Origin of the sequence: Priestia sp. GS2 (assembly GCF_036409025.1) — a bacterium.
Taxonomy (GTDB): domain Bacteria; phylum Bacillota; class Bacilli; order Bacillales; family Bacillaceae_H; genus Priestia; species Priestia aryabhattai_A.
In genome coordinates this window covers 119,319-137,308 of record NZ_JAZGJX010000001.1, presented here as the reverse complement: position 1 = coordinate 137,308, position 17,990 = coordinate 119,319, and the positions used below count along the sequence as shown (strand labels likewise).

The window sequence follows — 17,990 nt, the reverse complement described above, 5'->3', positions numbered from 1 at the left end:
GACCGTATCTCGTTTTGTCATTTCTTTCAAAAAAAACCTTTTGCTTTTCTAAACTTATCGACAAAATTGTTGAAATTTCGAGTTGTACAGTTGAAGTTTTAGACTGCAACGTTACAATTAAAGAAAACGAAAGGAATGATGCAAATTGACAAAGGTAGACCGTCATATTCACACACCGTTTTGTCCACATGGCTCAAAAGATTCATTACAAGCTTATGCAGAACAAGCCATCCAATTAGGATTTCAGGAAATTTCATTTACAGAGCATGCCCCACTTCCCGAGAGTTTTGTTGATCCTACTCCACAACAAGATAGCAGCATGTCTATGGCACAGCTTGAAGGTTATTTAAAGGATGTCCATCGCATAAAAGAGCAGTATGCCAACGACTTAAAGATCAATGTTGGACTTGAAGTGGATTATATTGATGGATTTGAAACGGAAACTGCGCAATTCTTAAATGAATACGGCCCTCACTTAGACGACAGCATACTGTCTGTTCACTTTTTAAGGTTTGACCGTCAGTACTTTTGTTTAGATTATAGCCCCGAAGCATTTGCTCATATTGTACAGAAATTTGGAAGTGTAAGCAAAACATATGATAAGTACTACGAAACGTTGTTGAAGTCTATAAATTGTGACTTAGGAATTTTTAAGCCACAGAGAATAGGACATATGACGCTCGTTCATAAGTTCCAAAAGCAATTTCCGTGTCCTAATCCGTTTACTGAAGAAATCAATACGATTTTATTAGCCATTCAGAAAAATAACTTAGAGCTTGATTATAATGCAGCTGGGCTATTTAAACCTCTTTGTCAAGAAGCATACCCTGCTCCTAATGTGCTTGAATTAGCACGCCAAAAAAAGATCCCTCTTGTCTATGGATCAGATGCCCATTGTGCGAAGGACCTCGGTCAAGGTTACGAAGCGCTATTTTCTTGTTAAACGCACGTGCACTTGCTTGTTCGATTCACACTGTTCATATAGCATCGTTTGAATCCAAGCGGTTAGTTCACCAGTGTATTGTTCTAAAAAGTAAGTTTCTTGAGGCATGATATATAATACTTCTGTTAAATATTGTGGATGGAGGTAAGGCATCGAAAGCAGCGCTTTTAACTGGATAATGATAAATGAAGCGTTAACCTTTCGAAATTCCCTGCTCTCCATTCCTTTTTCTAAAACAGTTTTAAGATAATACTTCTCTTTTGCCAGGTATGTTGTCATAACTTCTCTTATGAACGTCGTGTCTAGTGAAATCTCACGATAAACAAGTCGCGCAATTGTACGGTTTTCATGCTGATAATTCAGTACAGCAGCAACCATCCCTTGTAAACATTCCTTAGCATCTTTATATTCTCTGAGCTCAAATTCATTTTCAAGCGCTGCTATATAGCCTTCAAAGTAAGTTGTAACAAGGGTTTCTAATAGACCTTCTTTTCCTTCAAAGTAATATGAAATATTCGCTACGTTCACCTTTGCTCTTGTAGCAATTTCGCGTACTGAAGTTCCATCAAAGCCTTTCGCGTTAAATAATGAAACCGCAGCGTCAATAATTCGTTCCTTCGTTTTAGCTTGAGTAGCCATTTTTACCACCTCATCTTTTTTCAATCAAGTGATATTCAAACAGAAATTACGTATTCTTATGCGCAATCAAAGTCATTGCAAAATCCCAGAGAAATCGTTACATTATTTAAAAGGGTTTTATCGGCTTATCTACATAATTCGTGATAAGCTTCTAAGTTCCTGTAATCTTTTATCGACAAAGTAATGAACAGAACGACGCGCTTTGATACATTTTTATACGTTTTATGTTGAATGGAGGAGAATAACATGTTTCATGTCGAAAACTATAGCGAATCAAGAGAAAAAAATTACGAGCTCGTTTTAAAACAACTTCGTGCATTAATTGACGGTGAAAATAATTTCATCGCAAACCTTTCTAATGCTTCAGCACTTTTAAATCAGTTTTTAGAAGATGTAAACTGGGTTGGATTTTATCTAACGGAAGGAAACCAACTAGTGCTTGGCCCTTTCCAAGGATTACCGGCATGCGTAAGGATTCCATTTGGACGAGGTGTTTGTGGAACTGCAGCTGAAACACATCAAACTCAGCTCGTTGCTGATGTACATCAGTTCCCTGGTCACATCGCCTGTGATGCTGCATCTCAATCAGAAATCGTTGTTCCTATTGTAAAAGACGGTAAATTAATTGGTGTGCTTGACATTGATAGCCCAATTAAAAGCCGTTTCGATGAGCTAGATCAAGCTTATTTAGAGAAGTTTGTTGAAGCTTTACTAGAAGCAATGTGATAAGTAATAAAGAGGGGTTCTTAAGAACCCCTCTTTTATAGTGAATATGCCTCATCACATTTCAAAGACATGGACTTGACAATTCTAATTAGAAAACATATAATACTCGTTGTGTAAAATATTGCAGCTTATACAATCTTCTTTATGTTTTTCATTTTGTTCCTCAGCATAAGCTGATGGTGTATCGTGTAACTCTCTGCTGCTAGAGCGATGGTACATGAAAACAAAATGAGCATATCGCTAGAATGTGTCTGTTTTTGTTTTGCATAAAATAAAAACACAAACAAGGAGGAGTCATCATGGCTCGTTATACAGGTCCAAGTTGGAAAATTTCTCGTCGCTTAGGTCTTTCTCTAAGTGGTACAGGTAAAGAATTAGAAAAACGCCCTTACGCTCCAGGTCCACATGGTCCAGGACAACGTAAGAAAATTTCTGAGTACGGTTTACAATTACAAGAAAAGCAAAAATTACGTCACATGTACGGCGTAAACGAGCGTCAATTCCGTAACTTATTCGTTGCTGCTGGTAAATTAACTGGTAAGCACGGTGAGAACTTCATGATTCTTTTAGAAGCTCGTCTTGATAACTTAGTATACCGTATGGGTCTTGCACGTACTCGTCGTCAAGCTCGTCAATTAGTTAACCACGGTCACATCTTAGTTGATGGTAAACGTGTTGACATCCCATCTTACCGTGTACAACCAGGTCAAGTAATTGGTGTTCGCGAAAAATCTCGCAACCTTTCAATTATTAAAGAATCTGTAGAAGCTACAAACTTCGTACCAGACTACTTAACTGTAGATGCTGAAAAATTAGAAGGTACTTTCACTCGCTTACCTGAGCGTACTGAACTATCTCCTGAAATCAACGAAGCACTAATCGTAGAGTTCTACTCTCGTTAATAGTAAAAAAAAGATTCCCTGTGTGGGGAATCTTTTTTTTATTTACTTATGAAAAAGACGCTCGTTTCGGAGCGTCTTTTTCATTAATATTGAATCAACGTATATTTTTTCTTACCGCGTCGAATAACTGTGAACTGCCCTTCAATACGATCTTCTTCCGTCATTACTTTTTGAAGGTCTTGAATACGTTCTCCGTTAATATAAATTGCTCCGTTTGTTACATCTTCACGTGCTTGACGTTTAGACGGAGAAATTTTACTTTCAACAAGCAAATCGATAAGTCCTACTTCTTCACCACTATGATTGTAAGAAGGTACATCTTTAAATCCTTCTTTAATTTCTGCTGCAGTTAACTCAGAAATGTTACCGTTAAATAAAGCTTGTGAAATACGAATTGCTTGCTCTAGAGCTGCCTTCCCATGAACAAGCTCCGTCATTTCAGACGCTAATGCCTTTTGAGCCTCACGTTTTTCAGGTGCTTCATTAGCAGATACTTCAAGTGCTGTAATCTCTTCATGAGATAAGAACGTAAAATACTTTAAGTATTTTACAACATCGCGGTCATCGGTATTAATCCAGAACTGATAGAACTCATAAGGACTTGTCTTTTCAGCGTCTAACCAAACTGCTCCACCTTCTGTTTTACCAAACTTTGTACCGTCAGCTTTTGTTACAAGCGGAACTGTTAAACCAAATGCTTTTGCATCCTCTTCAGATTTACGAATTAGTTCAAGGCCAGCTGTAATGTTCCCCCACTGGTCACTTCCCCCAATTTGTAGCTTACAGTTATACGTTTTGTATAAATTCAAGAAGTCATAAGACTGCAGAATCATGTAACTAAATTCTGTGAAAGAAATTCCTGACTCAATACGGGATTGAACTGAATCCTTTGCCATCATGTAATTGATGCCAAAGTTCTTACCAATATCACGTAAGAAAGTAATAACATCTAGAGATCCAATCCAGTCATAGTTGTTTGCAATAACCGCTTGATTATCTCCGTTTTCAAAATCTAAGAAGCGAGATAGCTGACCTTTAATACGATCACTAAACATTGCTACCGTTTCTTTTTCATTTAGCGTACGTTCTGCTTTTTTCCCACTTGGATCTCCAATAAGACCTGTACCTCCACCAACTAATGCAATTGGCTGATGACCGGCTTGCTGGAAACGACGTAAAATTAACACCGGTAACAAATGGCCAATATGTAAACTATCAGCCGTTGGATCAAATCCACAATATAAGCGAACTGATTCCAAATTTAATAACTCACTTAACCCTTTTTCATCCGTTTGTTGATTAATAAGACCACGGAATTCAAGATCTTGTAAAATGCTCATCTAAATTTCTCTCCTTTAATATATCTTTCAAAACAACACAAAAACGCCCCTTCTATAAAAGAAGGGACGAAAATATCGCGGTACCACCCTATTTGAAAATAACAACGGTTATTTTCCACTTAAACGATGTAACGGTCTTCCCGTCTTTTGCTACTAAAATATTCACAAAAGATGCTCAAGGATGTACTTCATATCTGTCTATGGCTGATTTACACCGACCACCAGCTCTCTTTAACAGGGAGACAGCTACTACTTTTTCCTATCTCTGCATTTTATATTAAAAAAATCTATACAGCATTATTATGAATGATTTCATTTTAAAATTCAAGTAGCAATCTATGTGATAAAAAACTAAAAACTCAAAGAGAAATCTCTTTGAGTTTTTTAAATTAATCTTCCATAGTTGATAAATCACCTGTTGGAAGATCTAACTCCCATGCTTTTAAGACGCGGCGCATAATCTTACCGCTTCTTGTTTTTGGAAGCTTGTCTCTAAATTCAATTTCACGTGGTGCTGCATGAGCAGCCAACCCTTTTTTCACGAACTGACGGATTTCCTCAATCAACTCATCCGAAGGTTGATGACCATCCCTTAATGCGATAAATGCTTTAATAATTTCACCACGAACAGGGTCTGGTTTTCCGATAACTCCTGCTTCAGCAATTGCTGGATGTTCCACAAGCTTACTTTCAACTTCAAATGGCCCTACACGCTCACCAGCTGTCATAATAACATCATCGATTCGCCCTTGGAACCAAAAATAACCATCTTCATCCATATAAGCTGAATCTCCTGATACGTACCAATCACCTGGCATAAAATATGATTCATATTTTGCTTGGTTATTCCAAATTGTATGCATCATAGAAGGCCAGCCTTTTTTAATAGCTAAATTCCCCATTCGATAAGGTGGAAGTTCTTGGCCCTGATCATCAACAATAGCTGCTGTCACGCCTGGAATTGGCTTGCCCATCGATCCCGGCTTAATCTTCATGCACGGGTAGTTACAAATTGTTTGAGCACCTGTTTCTGTCATCCACCACGTATCATGGATGCGCTTTTGAAATACCTTCATCCCCCAGCGCACAACCTCAGGATTAAGAGGTTCACCTACACTTAAAACATGACGAAGCTGAGATAAATTATAGCGCTTTACAAGCTCATCTCCCGCTCCCATCAGCATACGAAAAGCAGTAGGTGCACTATACCAAACGGTAATACCGTACTCTTCAAGAGCCTGATACCACGAATCTGGACTAAAACGTCCACCAATAATAACATTTGTTGAGCCGGTTAGCCATGGACCAAAAATACCGTAAGATGTACCTGTGACCCAACCAGGATCAGCCGTACACCAATATACATCTTCATCTTTTAAATCCAACACCCATTTAGCAGTTTGATAGTGTTGGAGCATCGCATTATGAACATGTAAAACACCTTTTGGTTTGCCAGTTGAACCTGATGTGTAGTGCAACAGCATACCATCAGTTCGATCAACCCATTCAATTTCAACTTCTTTACTTGCTTGTGCAATACGCTGATTAAAATCTAAAAATGGTCCATGCTCTTCCACTTCTTCACCTACAAGAAGAACATGTTTTAAAGCGGGTAATTCCTGGACGGGTACACGTTGGAGTAATTCTGGAGTTGTAATTAATACTTTCGCTTCACTGTCTTCAAGTCGATCTTTCACAGCACCTTCCATAAATGCTTCGAATAATGGACCAACAATAGCTCCTAATTTAATAGCACCTATAAGAGCAAAATACAGTTCAGGAGATCTCGGCATAAAAATAAAAACGCGGTCTCCTTTTTCAACATCTGCCTGTTTTAAAACATTCGCTGCTTTATTTGACCAATCTTTCATTTCACGATACGTATACTTTTCATTACGATTCGCATCGCGATAATAAAGCGCTACTTTATTTTTCCTCGTAGAGTTTGCGTGCCTATCTATTGCTTCATAGGCAGCGTTTAGTTTACCTGTTTCATGCCAAGAAAATTCTTTTTCCACCTGTGACCAATCAAATTCTGTATACATTTGATCATAGTCCTGTAAATTATACTCACCGTTAATTACAGGAAGCGCTTCCACCTTCATCACAAACTCCCCCTTATGTAAATATTCTCATCCCTATTATATAACAGAGTAATAGTTTTCTCAATTTTAAAAATATTCTTCAAAAACAAGCTCTGTTCTCGATAAAATAATTCGACTAATTCTACCAATTTCCTTTTTTTCTCGATAAATTTATTGAAAACGCTTCATTTATCTCGATTTTATGTATAATACAGATAAGACCGAATAAAGGTGGTGACCTTGTTGAATCACATCAAAACATACAATATGAAAGAAGTTAAAACTCCTGTTGGGACGTTAGTCATTGAAGGTCCCGTTTCCTCTACAACATTAGCACAGCTAGATTTCCACCAAGAATTAACGGCCTTTAGACCCGCTGAACAGCAAAAGCAAGCTCTAGTTGAAATTGCCGACTTACCTGAAGGTAGAATTATTGTTGCACGTATTAACCATACCGTTGTTGGCTATGTCACCTTCTTATACCCAGACCCTCTAGAAAGATGGTCTGAAGGGAAAATGGATAATTTAATTGAGCTAGGTGCCATTGAGGTGGCAGCTCCATTTAGAAGCTACTCTATTGGAAAAAGTTTATTGAAGGTTTCAATGATGGATGATGCAATGGAAGATTATATTATTATTACAACAGAATATTATTGGCATTGGGATTTAAAAGGAACAGGCTTAAACGTGTGGGAATACCGTAAAATCATGGAAAAAATGATGAACACAGGTGGATTAACCTGGTATGCAACAGATGATCCAGAAATCAGCTCACATCCTGCCAACTGTTTAATGGCTCGAATAGGAAAAAGAGTCAATTTAGATAGCGTTCAATCGTTTGACCACCTACGTTTTCAAAATCGCTTTATGTATTGATAAGGAGGCGTTTTATATGCTTGTTGAAGAAATTATGATTCAAGATGTTATTACTCTAGCACCGACTGATACCATTGCTGAAGCACTTCATTTGCTAGATACATATAAAATTCGTCACATTCCAATTGTGAATCATGTAAATCATATTGTTGGTATTATCTCCGATCGTGATATACGAGATGCTAGCCCATCAATTCTAGATCCATCTTCACAGTCTACTGAATTATCAGAACCTATTTATCGCATCATGAAAAAAAATGTTATTACTGCACATCCCCTTGATTTTGTGGAAGATATCGCAAACGTCTTCTATGAAAACCAAATCGGATGCATACCTGTTACACAAGAGAACCGTCTAATCGGTGTTGTTACTGAACGAGACTTATTGCGAAGCTTTATTCAGTTAACTGGGTCACATAAGCCTGGGTCACATATTGAAGTAAAAGTTAAAAATCAAGCGGGTGTTTTAAGTGACGTGACAGCTATATTCGGTCAACACCGTACAAATATCTTAAGCGTCCTAGTATACCCTGATAAAGATGATCGATATAAAGTACTCGTTTTTAGGGTTCAAACGTTTAATCCACTTAGCATTCTTAACGATTTACGTGATCACGGCTACGAAGTTATTTGGCCAAAATCACTGGAGAATACGCTATGAAAAAACAAGATGCCGTCTTTATTTACTCTGAAGATTTATTAACTTATAAGTTTAATCAACACCACCCTTTTAACCAGCTTCGAGTAAAGCTAACTTATGAACTGTTGCTGGAGTCTGGAATGCTAACAGAAAAACAACTTGTCTTGCCAAGAATGGCTACTGATGAAGAGCTAGCGCTCGTTCATGACCCTGCTTATATACAAGCTGTTAAAGATGCTGGATCAGGAAATTTATCGAACACAAAAGCTGAAAGCTATGGATTAGGGACAGAAGATACACCTATCTTTCATAACATGCACGAGGCTAGTGCATTTCTAGTTGGTGGTACGCTTACTGCCGTAGACCAAGTCATGTCAGGACAGGCTAACCATGCACTAAACCTTGGTGGTGGACTTCACCATGGCTTTCGAGGAAAAGCATCTGGCTTTTGTATTTATAATGATAGTGCGGTAGCTATTCGCTATATGCAAGAAAAATATAGTGCCCGCATTTTATACGTCGATACAGATGCTCATCACGGTGACGGCGTACAATGGACTTTTTACGATGATCCTTCTGTATGTACTTTATCCATTCATGAAACGGGAAGATATCTATTCCCTGGAACTGGAGATGTAAACGAGCGTGGCCATAATAAAGGATACGGATATTCATTTAATATACCAGTTGATGCCTATACAGAAGACGACTCATGGTTACATGCCTATAAAACATCACTTGAAGAGATTGCTGCGTTCTTCAAGCCAGATGTGATCTTAACTCAAAACGGTGCTGATTCTCATTACTATGATCCGCTTACTCACCTTTGCGGCACAACTAGAATGTATCGGGAAATTCCAAAAATCGCGCATGAGATTGCTCATAAATACTGCAATGGAAAGTGGATTGGAGTAGGTGGTGGAGGATATGATATTTGGCGTGTAGTTCCACGCGCTTGGTCCTTTATTTGGCTAGAGATGTTAGAAAAGCAAGATATTACGGGAAGTTTACCCGCAACCTGGGTTCAAAAGTGGGAGAGGGAAGCTCCCATCCCCATCTGTACAAAGTGGGATGATGAAGATGGAGTCTATGACCCGATTCCAAGAAGGCAAGAAATTGAGGAAAAGAATGCTCATACTGTCTCTCGAGCTCTTTTTCCTATTCGTTCGCATCAGAAAGAAGCTTCATCTCACTAAAAAAGCATGGCCTTCTCTCATAATCTGAGAAGAGGCCATGCTCTGAATAACTATTCATTGGTTGGGTCAGAAATAATAATCTCAACGCGTCGATTCTTTTGCATATTGGCTTCTGACGTATTTTCAACAACAGGCTTTGCTTCCCCGTAACCAATAGCGATAAATTGCTCAGACTTCAAATCATAATTAGCTGTAAAGTAGCGAATAACGCTGCTTGCTCTTGCAGTAGACAACTCCCAGTTCGATGGATAACGGTACGTTTTAATCGGTCGATTATCGGTATAGCCTTCAATTTTAATCTGGTTAGGTATGGTCGTAAAAAGCTCACCTAGCTCATTTAAAAACGGATAGCCTTTTTTTAAAATCTCTGCCTCTCCTGTTTCAAACAACATCTGTTCTTGTAATACCAAAACGACTCCTCGCTTATCCCGATTCGCCGTTATCACTTCTTGAAGGTTATTTTTTTCAAGATATTGTTGTACCTGTAAAAGAATACGATTAAGCTCCGCTGACTTGTTACTAACGCCTTTTTCATTGTTTTTTTCTCGCGGATGCGACGATGATTCAAATTCAATAATAGAAGCGTTTACCCCATTAGATTCTGATAAGCCCAAAGAGTTTACTAATTGTTTAAACTTAATATTATCGATATTAGACATAGAGAAAAGTAAAATAAAAAACACCAATATTAATGTAACAAGGTCTGCAAACGTCACCATCCATTTGTTTGACTGTGAAGAATGCTGAACTTTTTTTCTACGCTTCACGGACGCTAGTCCCCTCTTTAAGCTGAGATTGTCCTACTTTTTTAGCTGGTATAAATGCTTTTAGCTTTTCTTGCAATAATCTAGGGTTTTGACCGTTTTGCAAACCGACAACAGCTTCAATTACTACTTCTTTCATAAATACTTCCTGCTCTGTTTTTACTGCTAGCTTGGCTGCAATTGGCTGAAATAATAAATTTGAAAGAAGAGAACCATATAATGTCGTCAGAAGTGCAATGGCCATATTTGGACCAAGTGTAGAAGGAGTATTTAAGTTCCGTAACATTAAAACAAGTCCAATTAATGTTCCTACCATTCCCCAAGCTGGAGCATAGTCACCAGCTTTTTCAAACATATTTCTCCCCCTAGAATGACGTTCCTCAACTCCAATAATTTCTGCTTCTAACATTTCTTTAATTATTTCAGGTTCTACGCCATCAATTGCTAATAAAAGTCCTTTTCGTACGAATGGATCATGGACCTTGTGCATTTCTGCTTCCAGTGCTAATAATCCCTCACGCCTTGCTAATTCTGATAGCTGTACAAATTTCCCAATCATCTCATCAACGTTTGATTCTTTTGATTGAAAAGCTTGTAAACCAACTCTCCACATATTACGAAGCTGCCTAATTGGAAAGCTTACGCATAGAGCTCCGAAAACTCCCCCCAAGACAATAAGCATGGACGGGAAATCAATAAAAATTAAAAAACCTTGTACTCCGCCGCTAGAAATAACGCCAAACGCAACCATAGAGATACCAATTAGTATCCCTATAGGCGTTAATAGATCAAATTTCTTCATACCTTCTCTCCCCACTAATGGCAACTTCAATATGTTTTTGCATGACTAAGCTCATTAGCTACTTATGGAAATTTGTTTTTATTTTGTTGATTGTCTGTATTCAATACGGTGTGGAAGCTGAACAATGCTGCTATCAACCGTTTCTTTATTCATATACTTCGTTAATAATCTCATAGCTACCGCACCAATATCATACATTGGTTGAACAACAGAAGTTAGCTGCGGACGTACCATCGTAGCTAAACGCGTATTATCAAATCCAATAACCTCAAGGTCATTTGGCACGTTATATCCACGATCTTGTGCACCATGAATAACACCTAGAGCCATTTCATCAGTAGCTACAAAAATAGCTGTCGGTTTTTCACTTTCTTCGAATAGCTTTTCAACTGCTTCAATACCTGAATCGTACGTGTAATCGCCTTCCACAATATAGGAATCTTGAACATCAATTTGATGATCTGTTAATGCTCTTTCATAGCCTTTTAATTTTTTGGCATGATTAATTGGTTCTTCTAGAGTACCTGCTAAGAACGCAATTTTACTGTGGCCATTGTCAATTAAAGACTTAACCGCATCATATGCTGCTTGTTCATAATCAATTGTGACAGATGGAATTTGGTTTGTAGATTCAATAGATGCTGCTAATACAATCGGAACCGGTGACTTTTTTAACTCTTCTACATGCTCTTCAGTTAAATTACCACTCATGAAAATAATTCCGTCTACTTGTTTACCTAGCATTGTATTTAATAGGTGAAGTTCTTTATCTTGATTTTGATCGGAGTTACTTAGAATAATATTATATTTGTACATTGTAGCAATATCTTCAATACCACGTGCAAGTTCTGCATAAAAGATACTTGAGATATCTGGGATAATAACCCCTACTGTTGTTGTCTTTTTACTTGCTAACCCTCTTGCTACTGCGTTAGGACGATAGCCTAAACGTTCAATTGTTTCCAATACTTTTTTTCTTGTCGAAGGCTTCACGTTAGGGTTTCCGTTCACAACGCGCGAAACCGTTGCCATTGATACACTCGCTTCTCTTGCTACATCATAAATTGTTACGTTCATAACGACACGCTCCTTTTATATTACTTGTTCACTTATTTTGTCCTAAAATGATAACTTGTAATTACGTATATAAACCCTTCTTGCATATAACGAAATAGTTGTAAGATTTTCATTCATGATTTTTATATACCCATTAAATACCCATTCTATATAACGTCTATTCATAAATCATCAAAAGTTCTTATGTATATACACGTACATACAGGGGCTTGAATAAAAAATAATTGACAGAATTATAGCGAATATCTGTAACTACTATACGACACTATGTGCTGAACCGCAACGCCTTTAGCGCCTTTTTCCGACAAATTTCACCAGATTTTCAAAAAATGATTCTGTCTTTTTATCCTTTCCTATTTTTAGCAAACTTATTGTAAAGATGCAACATTATTGCTTTTTTCTACTTATAACAGTACAGTTTTTCATACAAGAAGCCTGAAACATGAGTTTCAGGCTTCTCATTTATACATTTCAATTACAAAGCGGCTTTAACTTATTCATAAATTCATTAAATTGAGGAATATTCATCTGCTGGGCAGAATCTGATAATGCAACAGCTGGGTCTGGATGAACTTCTGCCATGACTCCATCAGCTCCAATTGCAAGCGCTGCTTTAGCAGTTGGAAGCAATAAATCTCTTCGTCCCGTGGAGTGCGTAACATCGACAAGAACTGGTAAATGCGTTTCTTTTTTCAAGATTGGAACAGCCGAAATATCTAACGTATTGCGAGTTGCTCGCTCATATGTTCGAATTCCACGTTCACATAAAATAATTTGACCGTTTCCTTTTGACATAATGTATTCAGCAGCATTAATAAATTCATCAATTGTAGCAGCTAAACCTCTTTTTAATAATACAGGCTTATTCACACTTCCTGCTGCTTTTAGTAATTCAAAGTTTTGCATGTTTCGTGCACCAATTTGGATAACGTCTACATACTCAAGTGCTGTTTCAATATCACCAGGGGTCACGATTTCACTGATCACCGCTAAATCGTATTCATCAGCAACTTGCTTTAAAATCTTCAGCCCTTCTAAACCTAACCCTTGAAAATCATACGGTGACGTTCTAGGCTTATAAGCACCACCGCGAAGAAGCTTAATTCCTTGCTGCTTTACTGCTTTTGCCACCGCAGCAACTTGCTCATAGCTTTCAACTGCACAAGGGCCTGCAATAAACCGCTGACTACCATTGCCAATTGCTTCTCCTTTTACCGTGACAATTGTATTATCTGGCTTTTTTTTCCTTGAGACAAGCAGTGCTTTTCTATGATCATCTTCTTGGAGCTCGAGGTTCGCTTTAAAAATTTCCTTAAAGATATGCTGTAGAGTAGATGTTTCAAATGGCCCTTCATTTTTCTCAACAATTAAATCAAGCATTGCTCTTTCACGGACGGGGTCAAAACGATTCGTTCCCTGCACTCCTTTTAGTTTACCAACCTCTTGAACGAGCAGTCCTCTTTCATTAATAACTTTTAATAGCTGTAGGTTCAGTTCATCAATTTGAGCACGTAGTTGCTGTAAATCTTGTTTCGCCATTTGGTTCCACCCTTTCACCTTTACGGTTATCAATATTCATGTGTTTATCTCGCTGCTGAAAATAACTAAAACACAAAAGTCCTTTGAAGAATCTGTTGATCTAGGAGGATATAGATAGAGGAGACGACTAAGTTACATTCATTTTATACGAAATTCACCTGAAGCACAATAAAGCAAAAGCCTGCGCAATCTTTCAGCACGCAAGCTTTCTTTACCTTTTATTTACTTACTCTTTTACTTAGTTCTTCTTCCGTAATCTTCCAGTGTGAAATATCCCAACTTACTTTATTATTCTCAAAGAAAAGGGCTTGTGGTGATTCGTGTTTAACACCATATGTCTCAGCAATATAATTTGATAGTGGACGTGCGTCTTGGACGTGTAAATAGTATGCTTTCACTGAGTTTTGGTTGTTTACATAGTTCGAGAATGCTTCATAACCTGCGCCGCTAATTGGACAGGTTGTACTATGCTTTAAAAATAGAAAAGATTCATTTTCGTTGACTACTTCATTAAACTCTTCTACGCTTGTAATTTTCTTCATTTTCATCATCCTTTTAAGTTTTTTCTTTATTTTACCTTCCCAATTACTCATTCACAATAAATTAACATATGGGATAGTCATAAAAAAAAGCGTTCAAGTAGATGAACGCTTACTAGCAAATTTAAGGGCGATTGATATTGCTTTCTACTTCATCTAACGCTTCTTGGGCTTCCGTTAGCTTTTGATGAAAGTCTTCATCACTTTGAGACTCTACTTCATCAGCAAGTACCTCGAGGCTTGTTGGTGGTAAATTGTCTTCATGCTGATCAGCTTTTCTAAAATTTTTTACTTTATCTACGACTTGTGATGATTGCTCGGAGATAGTATGCGACAAATCTGCTGTTTTTACTTTCGCAGTTTGAGCAAATTCTTGTCCTTTTTCAACAGCGCTATTTTTCACTTGCTCCGTTTTTAAACGAACATAAGCAGCTTGTTCATTTAAATCAGCTCTTAGTTCTTTACCTGCTTTCGGAGCTAACAATAAAGCAGTCGCTGCTCCTACTACTCCTCCAATAATCGTTCCTAATAAAAAGTCTTTATTTGTTGATTGATTATTTGCCATTGCTTTCTCCTCCAGTATACTTTTAAGAATAAGATCTTGAGCGTTTTTTTGATGGTTCAACTAACTCAGCAGCAGTGGAATCAACAGTAGATTGTTGCACAGGCTTTCTTCTTGCTTTCAATCGTTCCCACACATCCATTGCTACATTGCTCCATTGAACAACTTGTGCAACAGTCTCTTTGTTTTCTTCTACCTTTTGCGAGACGCTAGTAGACACGTTCTTTAAAGATTTATTTAAATCATGAATCGAGTCTCCAACACCTTTCACCGAATCCACTACGGTATTTAAAGCTTCGGATTTTCGTTGAATATCTTCTGCCAATAAATTAGTTTTATGTAAGAGTGCAGTTGTTTCCGTTGTAATACCTGTCATTTGTTTTTCCAAACCGTCGAGCGTTCCTGCCACAGATGTAAGAGTTTGTTGTACAGAACGAAGCGTCTTTGATACTGAAACAACAAGATAAAAAATCGCAATAGCGACTACTGCAGCGCTTAAATATAAAATAAGAATCATATTTAATCCCCTCCTCGTTCATAATTGTTGATACAAATACGTTCCCAATTTTAAAATAACTTAAACATAGGATCAAAAATTGGAAGCGTTTATCCTTATCATACACTATCTTCCTCATTTTCTTAAACTTTTATTATTTATTGCCTTATCCTTTGGAAAGTATAACTAAAACATTCCATATTCATCAACAAAAAATAAATAATCGGTTACAATTAAGAAAGTGACAGTTGTCGCTTATTTTAAAGGAGGAATACATATGAAAGATCCTAGAATTCAAACTTTGGCGCATAACTTAATTAATTATTCCGTTCGTCTTCAAAAAGGTGAAAAAGTTTTAATTGAAAACTTTGGCTTGCAACGTGAACTTGTAACTGCCCTTGTAAACGAAGCATATGCTGCAGGTGGATATCCATTTGTTTTATTAAAAGATCATACGGTAGATCGTGCTCTCCTTCAAGGTGCACAAGAAGAGCAATATAGCATGATGGCTGATTTTGAAGCAAACGTGATGAAGCAAATGGACGCTTATATTGGATTACGTTCAGGTTCTAATATCTTTGAACAATCCGATGTACCAGGAGACAAAATGCGTATTCATGGAAATACAATCGGTAAAAAAGTCCACCGTGATATCCGTGTTCCAAAAACAAAATGGGTTGTACTACGCTATCCAAATGATGCAATGGCTCAATTAGCTAAAATGAGCACAGAAGCATTTGAAGATTTTTACTTTGATGTATGTAACTTAGACTACAGCAAAATGAGTAAAGCGATGGATGCGCTTGTTGATTTAATGAATCGTACGGACAAGGTTCGTTTAACAGGAAAAGGAACAGACTTAACATTCTCTATTAAAGATATTCCTGCTGTAAAGTGTGCTGGCGAAATGAACATTCCGGATGGAGAAGTCTACACAGCACCTGTTCGTGATTCAGTAAATGGAACCATTGCTTATAATACACCTTCACCATATCAAGGATTTACGTTTGAAAACGTAACGCTAACGTTTGAAAATGGAAAAATTGTTGATGCAACGGCTAACGATACAGAGCGTATCAATGAAATTTTCAATACAGATGAGGGTGCTCGCTTTGTTGGAGAATTTGCAATTGGTGTAAACCCATATATTCAACACCCAATGCAAGATATTTTATTTGATGAGAAAATTGATGGTAGCTTTCACTTTACCCCAGGAGAATGCTATGAAGATGCATACAATGGTAACAAATCAAACATTCATTGGGATATGGTTATGATTCAACGTCCTGAATATGGCGGTGGAGAAATTTACTTTGACGATGTATTGATACGTAAAGACGGTCTTTTCGTATTAGAAGAATTAAAAGGATTAAATCCAGATAATTTGAAATAATCCATTATCCAAGTACTAAAAAAAGCTCAGATTATTAATCTGAGCTTTTTTTTATTATGAAACCGTTTTTTGGTATAACTCTTCAAATTTTTGAATATCCCCAGCTCCCATAAATACAAGAACTGCTTCATTATGACCTTTTAACGTTTCAATTGTTTGTTCATTAATAAGCTCTGCTCCGTTGATTTTACTGCGCAGATCTTCAATTGAAAGCTTGCCTTGCTGTTCACGAGCTGAGCCGAAAATATCGCATAAGTATACTTTATCAGCATGCTGTAAACTTGTAGCAAAGTCTTCTAAGAACGTTTGTGTTCTTGTAAATGTATGAGGTTGGAATACAGCAACTACTTCTCGATTTGGATACTTTTGACGAGCTGCTGAAATTGTTGCGTTAATCTCCGTTGGGTGATGCGCGTAATCATCAATTAATACTTGCTTTCCAACACTCTTTTCACTAAAACGACGCTTTACGCCTTGATAAGTCTTAAATCGCTCTTGTAACACAGCTACCGGGATGTCTTCATAATGACATAGGGCAATTACTGATAGAGCATTTAAAATATTATGGTCTCCGTATCCAGGAATTTCAAATGATGCAAAGAACGTATTACGTACAAATACATCAAATGCTGTTCCAGTCGTACTTTTCACGATATTGCGAGCTTGAAAATCGTTTTCTTCACCTAATCCATAATACAAGACTGGTACTTTTGCTTGTATTTGCTGAAGATGCTCGTCATCACCACAGGCAATAATACCTTTTTTCACTTGCAAGCCCATCTCTTGAAACGCACTAAATACATCTTCAATGTTTGCAAAATAATCTGGGTGATCAAAATCGATGTTTGTCATGATTGCATAATCTGGCGTATAGGATAAGAAGTGACGACGATATTCACATGCCTCAAATGCAAAATATTTGCTATCTTTTACGCCCTTCCCTGTGCCATCTCCAATTAAATATGAAGTTGGCTCAGCGCCTTGAATAACATGTGCTAGCATACCAGTAGTGGATGTTTTACCGTGAGCACCTGTAACAGCAATACTTGTAAACTGATTCATATAGTCACCTAAAAAACGGTGATAGCGAACAACAGGTATGTCGCGCTCCATGGCTTCTGCAATTTCCTCATGCGTATCAGGAAACGCATTTCCAGCAATTACAACCATGCCTTCTTTAATGTTTTCTTTATTAAAAGGTAGAACAGGAATCCCCTGCTCTTCTAATGCTTTCTGTGTAAAGATTTCTTTTTCAATATCCGAACCTTGAACTTGAAAGCCCGTATCATTTAAGATTTGTGCTAACGCACTCATCCCTGTTCCTTTAATACCTACAAAATGGTAAACTGTCATATAAAGAACCTCCAACATTCGTCTATCTGTAAGACAGTATATGACGGTTATCAATAATTGCTCTTACAAACATGTCATTCTTCGCATTTGTTTGTATAGAATGATAACAGCTGCATATT

General features: G+C 37.4%; 18 protein-coding genes and 1 other annotated feature. Of the genes, 7 read left to right on the top strand and 11 right to left on the bottom strand.

Going from position 1 to position 17,990, the window contains the following annotated elements:
* The first annotated feature begins 145 nt into the window (after positions 1-145).
* Positions 146-943 (top strand): histidinol-phosphatase HisJ, encoded by a 798-nt coding sequence (gene hisJ, locus V2145_RS00740; RefSeq protein WP_094911905.1) that lies wholly within the window; start codon positions 146-148, stop codon positions 941-943.
* Here hisJ and refZ read toward each other — a convergent pair.
* A complete protein-coding gene (gene refZ / locus V2145_RS00735; protein WP_094911906.1) occupies positions 929-1,582 on the bottom strand; it encodes a forespore capture DNA-binding protein RefZ in 654 nt (217 codons plus the stop codon). The two genes, hisJ and refZ, sit on opposite strands and share 15 nt — an antisense overlap.
* Positions 1,583-1,828: 246 nt before the next feature.
* Here refZ and V2145_RS00730 point away from each other — a divergent pair, with 246 nt between their 5' ends.
* Together V2145_RS00730 and rpsD are read left to right on the top strand one after the other, a co-directional pair.
* Entirely contained in the window at positions 1,829-2,308 is a 480-nt protein-coding gene (locus V2145_RS00730; protein ID WP_094911907.1) for a GAF domain-containing protein, read from the top strand.
* Positions 2,309-2,607: 299 nt separating this feature from the next.
* Positions 2,608-3,210: a 30S ribosomal protein S4 gene (gene rpsD, locus V2145_RS00725; RefSeq protein WP_025909471.1), complete on the top strand. Its 603-nt coding sequence runs from the start codon at positions 2,608-2,610 to the stop codon at positions 3,208-3,210.
* Positions 3,211-3,293: 83 nt separating this feature from the next.
* Here the strand turns inward: rpsD and tyrS are convergent, their stop codons facing one another.
* Positions 3,294-4,550, bottom strand: coding sequence for a tyrosine--tRNA ligase (gene tyrS / locus V2145_RS00720; RefSeq protein WP_094911908.1), 1,257 nt, complete (start codon positions 4,548-4,550; stop codon positions 3,294-3,296).
* A 59-nt stretch (positions 4,551-4,609) separates the two neighbouring features.
* Positions 4,610-4,825, bottom strand: a binding site (T-box leader).
* A 114-nt stretch (positions 4,826-4,939) separates the two neighbouring features.
* On the bottom strand, positions 4,940-6,655 hold the full coding sequence (acsA, locus tag V2145_RS00715) for an acetate--CoA ligase (RefSeq protein WP_094911909.1): 1,716 nt from the start codon (positions 6,653-6,655) through the stop codon (positions 4,940-4,942).
* A 222-nt stretch (positions 6,656-6,877) separates the two neighbouring features.
* Here acsA and V2145_RS00710 point away from each other — a divergent pair, with 222 nt between their 5' ends.
* Genes V2145_RS00710 through V2145_RS00700 form a run of 3 tightly spaced genes read left to right on the top strand, consistent with a single transcriptional unit; the run spans position 6,878 to position 9,346 of the window.
* Positions 6,878-7,510, top strand: coding sequence for a GNAT family N-acetyltransferase (locus tag V2145_RS00710; RefSeq protein WP_025909474.1), 633 nt, complete (start codon positions 6,878-6,880; stop codon positions 7,508-7,510).
* A gap of 16 nt (positions 7,511-7,526) precedes the next feature.
* Positions 7,527-8,171: an acetoin utilization AcuB family protein gene (locus V2145_RS00705; protein WP_094911910.1), complete on the top strand. Its 645-nt coding sequence runs from the start codon at positions 7,527-7,529 to the stop codon at positions 8,169-8,171.
* Complete coding sequence (locus tag V2145_RS00700; RefSeq protein WP_330987253.1) at positions 8,168-9,346, top strand: acetoin utilization protein AcuC; 1,179 nt, start codon at positions 8,168-8,170, stop codon at positions 9,344-9,346. The genes V2145_RS00705 and V2145_RS00700 overlap by 4 nt, the downstream gene beginning before the upstream one ends.
* A gap of 50 nt (positions 9,347-9,396) precedes the next feature.
* Here the strand turns inward: V2145_RS00700 and motS are convergent, their stop codons facing one another.
* The 7 genes from motS to V2145_RS00665 all read right to left on the bottom strand — a co-directional run bounded on the left by motS (position 9,397) and on the right by V2145_RS00665 (position 15,146).
* Positions 9,397-10,065, bottom strand: coding sequence for a flagellar motor protein MotS (gene motS / locus V2145_RS00695; protein WP_330988114.1), 669 nt, complete (start codon positions 10,063-10,065; stop codon positions 9,397-9,399).
* A gap of 37 nt (positions 10,066-10,102) precedes the next feature.
* Entirely contained in the window at positions 10,103-10,912 is an 810-nt protein-coding gene (gene motP / locus V2145_RS00690) for a flagellar motor protein MotP (protein ID WP_330987252.1), read from the bottom strand.
* Between the two features lie 78 nt (positions 10,913-10,990).
* Positions 10,991-11,989, bottom strand: coding sequence for a catabolite control protein A (gene ccpA, locus V2145_RS00685; protein WP_094911914.1), 999 nt, complete (start codon positions 11,987-11,989; stop codon positions 10,991-10,993).
* Between the two features lie 471 nt (positions 11,990-12,460).
* Positions 12,461-13,528, bottom strand: a complete 1,068-nt coding sequence (locus tag V2145_RS00680) for a bifunctional 3-deoxy-7-phosphoheptulonate synthase/chorismate mutase (protein WP_094911915.1) — start codon at positions 13,526-13,528, stop codon at positions 12,461-12,463.
* Positions 13,529-13,746: 218 nt separating this feature from the next.
* Complete coding sequence (gene ytxJ / locus V2145_RS00675) at positions 13,747-14,070, bottom strand: bacillithiol system redox-active protein YtxJ (protein ID WP_131888410.1); 324 nt, start codon at positions 14,068-14,070, stop codon at positions 13,747-13,749.
* Between the two features lie 121 nt (positions 14,071-14,191).
* Complete coding sequence (locus tag V2145_RS00670; RefSeq protein WP_131888411.1) at positions 14,192-14,632, bottom strand: YtxH domain-containing protein; 441 nt, start codon at positions 14,630-14,632, stop codon at positions 14,192-14,194.
* Positions 14,633-14,654: 22 nt separating this feature from the next.
* Positions 14,655-15,146 (bottom strand): DUF948 domain-containing protein, encoded by a 492-nt coding sequence (locus V2145_RS00665; RefSeq protein WP_094911918.1) that lies wholly within the window; start codon positions 15,144-15,146, stop codon positions 14,655-14,657.
* 256 nt (positions 15,147-15,402) lie between these two features.
* Here V2145_RS00665 and V2145_RS00660 point away from each other — a divergent pair, with 256 nt between their 5' ends.
* Positions 15,403-16,518 (top strand): aminopeptidase, encoded by a 1,116-nt coding sequence (locus tag V2145_RS00660; protein WP_094911919.1) that lies wholly within the window; start codon positions 15,403-15,405, stop codon positions 16,516-16,518.
* A 54-nt stretch (positions 16,519-16,572) separates the two neighbouring features.
* On the opposite strand, the gene murC is transcribed toward V2145_RS00660, so the two are convergent.
* Entirely contained in the window at positions 16,573-17,871 is a 1,299-nt protein-coding gene (gene murC / locus V2145_RS00655) for a UDP-N-acetylmuramate--L-alanine ligase (protein WP_330987251.1), read from the bottom strand.
* Positions 17,872-17,990 lie beyond the last annotated feature (119 nt).

Bases quoted from the DNA above. Each gene is read 5' to 3' on its own strand.
- V2145_RS00665 (WP_094911918.1), bottom strand. From the start codon at position 15,146: ATGATTCTTATTTTATATTTAAGCGCTGCAGTAGTCGCTATTGCGATT.
- rpsD (WP_025909471.1), top strand. From the start codon at position 2,608: ATGGCTCGTTATACAGGTCCAAGTTGGAAAATTTCTCGTCGCTTAGGT.
- motS (WP_330988114.1), bottom strand. From the start codon at position 10,065: ATGGTGACGTTTGCAGACCTTGTTACATTAATATTGGTGTTTTTTATT.
- refZ (WP_094911906.1), bottom strand. From the start codon at position 1,582: ATGGCTACTCAAGCTAAAACGAAGGAACGAATTATTGACGCTGCGGTT.
- acsA (WP_094911909.1), bottom strand. From the start codon at position 6,655: ATGAAGGTGGAAGCGCTTCCTGTAATTAACGGTGAGTATAATTTACAG.
- murC (WP_330987251.1), bottom strand. From the start codon at position 17,871: ATGACAGTTTACCATTTTGTAGGTATTAAAGGAACAGGGATGAGTGCG.
- motP (WP_330987252.1), bottom strand. From the start codon at position 10,912: ATGAAGAAATTTGATCTATTAACGCCTATAGGGATACTAATTGGTATC.
- tyrS (WP_094911908.1), bottom strand. From the start codon at position 4,550: ATGAGCATTTTACAAGATCTTGAATTCCGTGGTCTTATTAATCAACAA.
- ccpA (WP_094911914.1), bottom strand. From the start codon at position 11,989: ATGAACGTAACAATTTATGATGTAGCAAGAGAAGCGAGTGTATCAATG.
- ytxJ (WP_131888410.1), bottom strand. From the start codon at position 14,070: ATGAAGAAAATTACAAGCGTAGAAGAGTTTAATGAAGTAGTCAACGAA.
- V2145_RS00730 (WP_094911907.1), top strand. From the start codon at position 1,829: ATGTTTCATGTCGAAAACTATAGCGAATCAAGAGAAAAAAATTACGAG.
- V2145_RS00670 (WP_131888411.1), bottom strand. From the start codon at position 14,632: ATGGCAAATAATCAATCAACAAATAAAGACTTTTTATTAGGAACGATT.
- V2145_RS00660 (WP_094911919.1), top strand. From the start codon at position 15,403: ATGAAAGATCCTAGAATTCAAACTTTGGCGCATAACTTAATTAATTAT.
- V2145_RS00700 (WP_330987253.1), top strand. From the start codon at position 8,168: ATGAAAAAACAAGATGCCGTCTTTATTTACTCTGAAGATTTATTAACT.
- V2145_RS00680 (WP_094911915.1), bottom strand. From the start codon at position 13,528: ATGGCGAAACAAGATTTACAGCAACTACGTGCTCAAATTGATGAACTG.
- V2145_RS00705 (WP_094911910.1), top strand. From the start codon at position 7,527: ATGCTTGTTGAAGAAATTATGATTCAAGATGTTATTACTCTAGCACCG.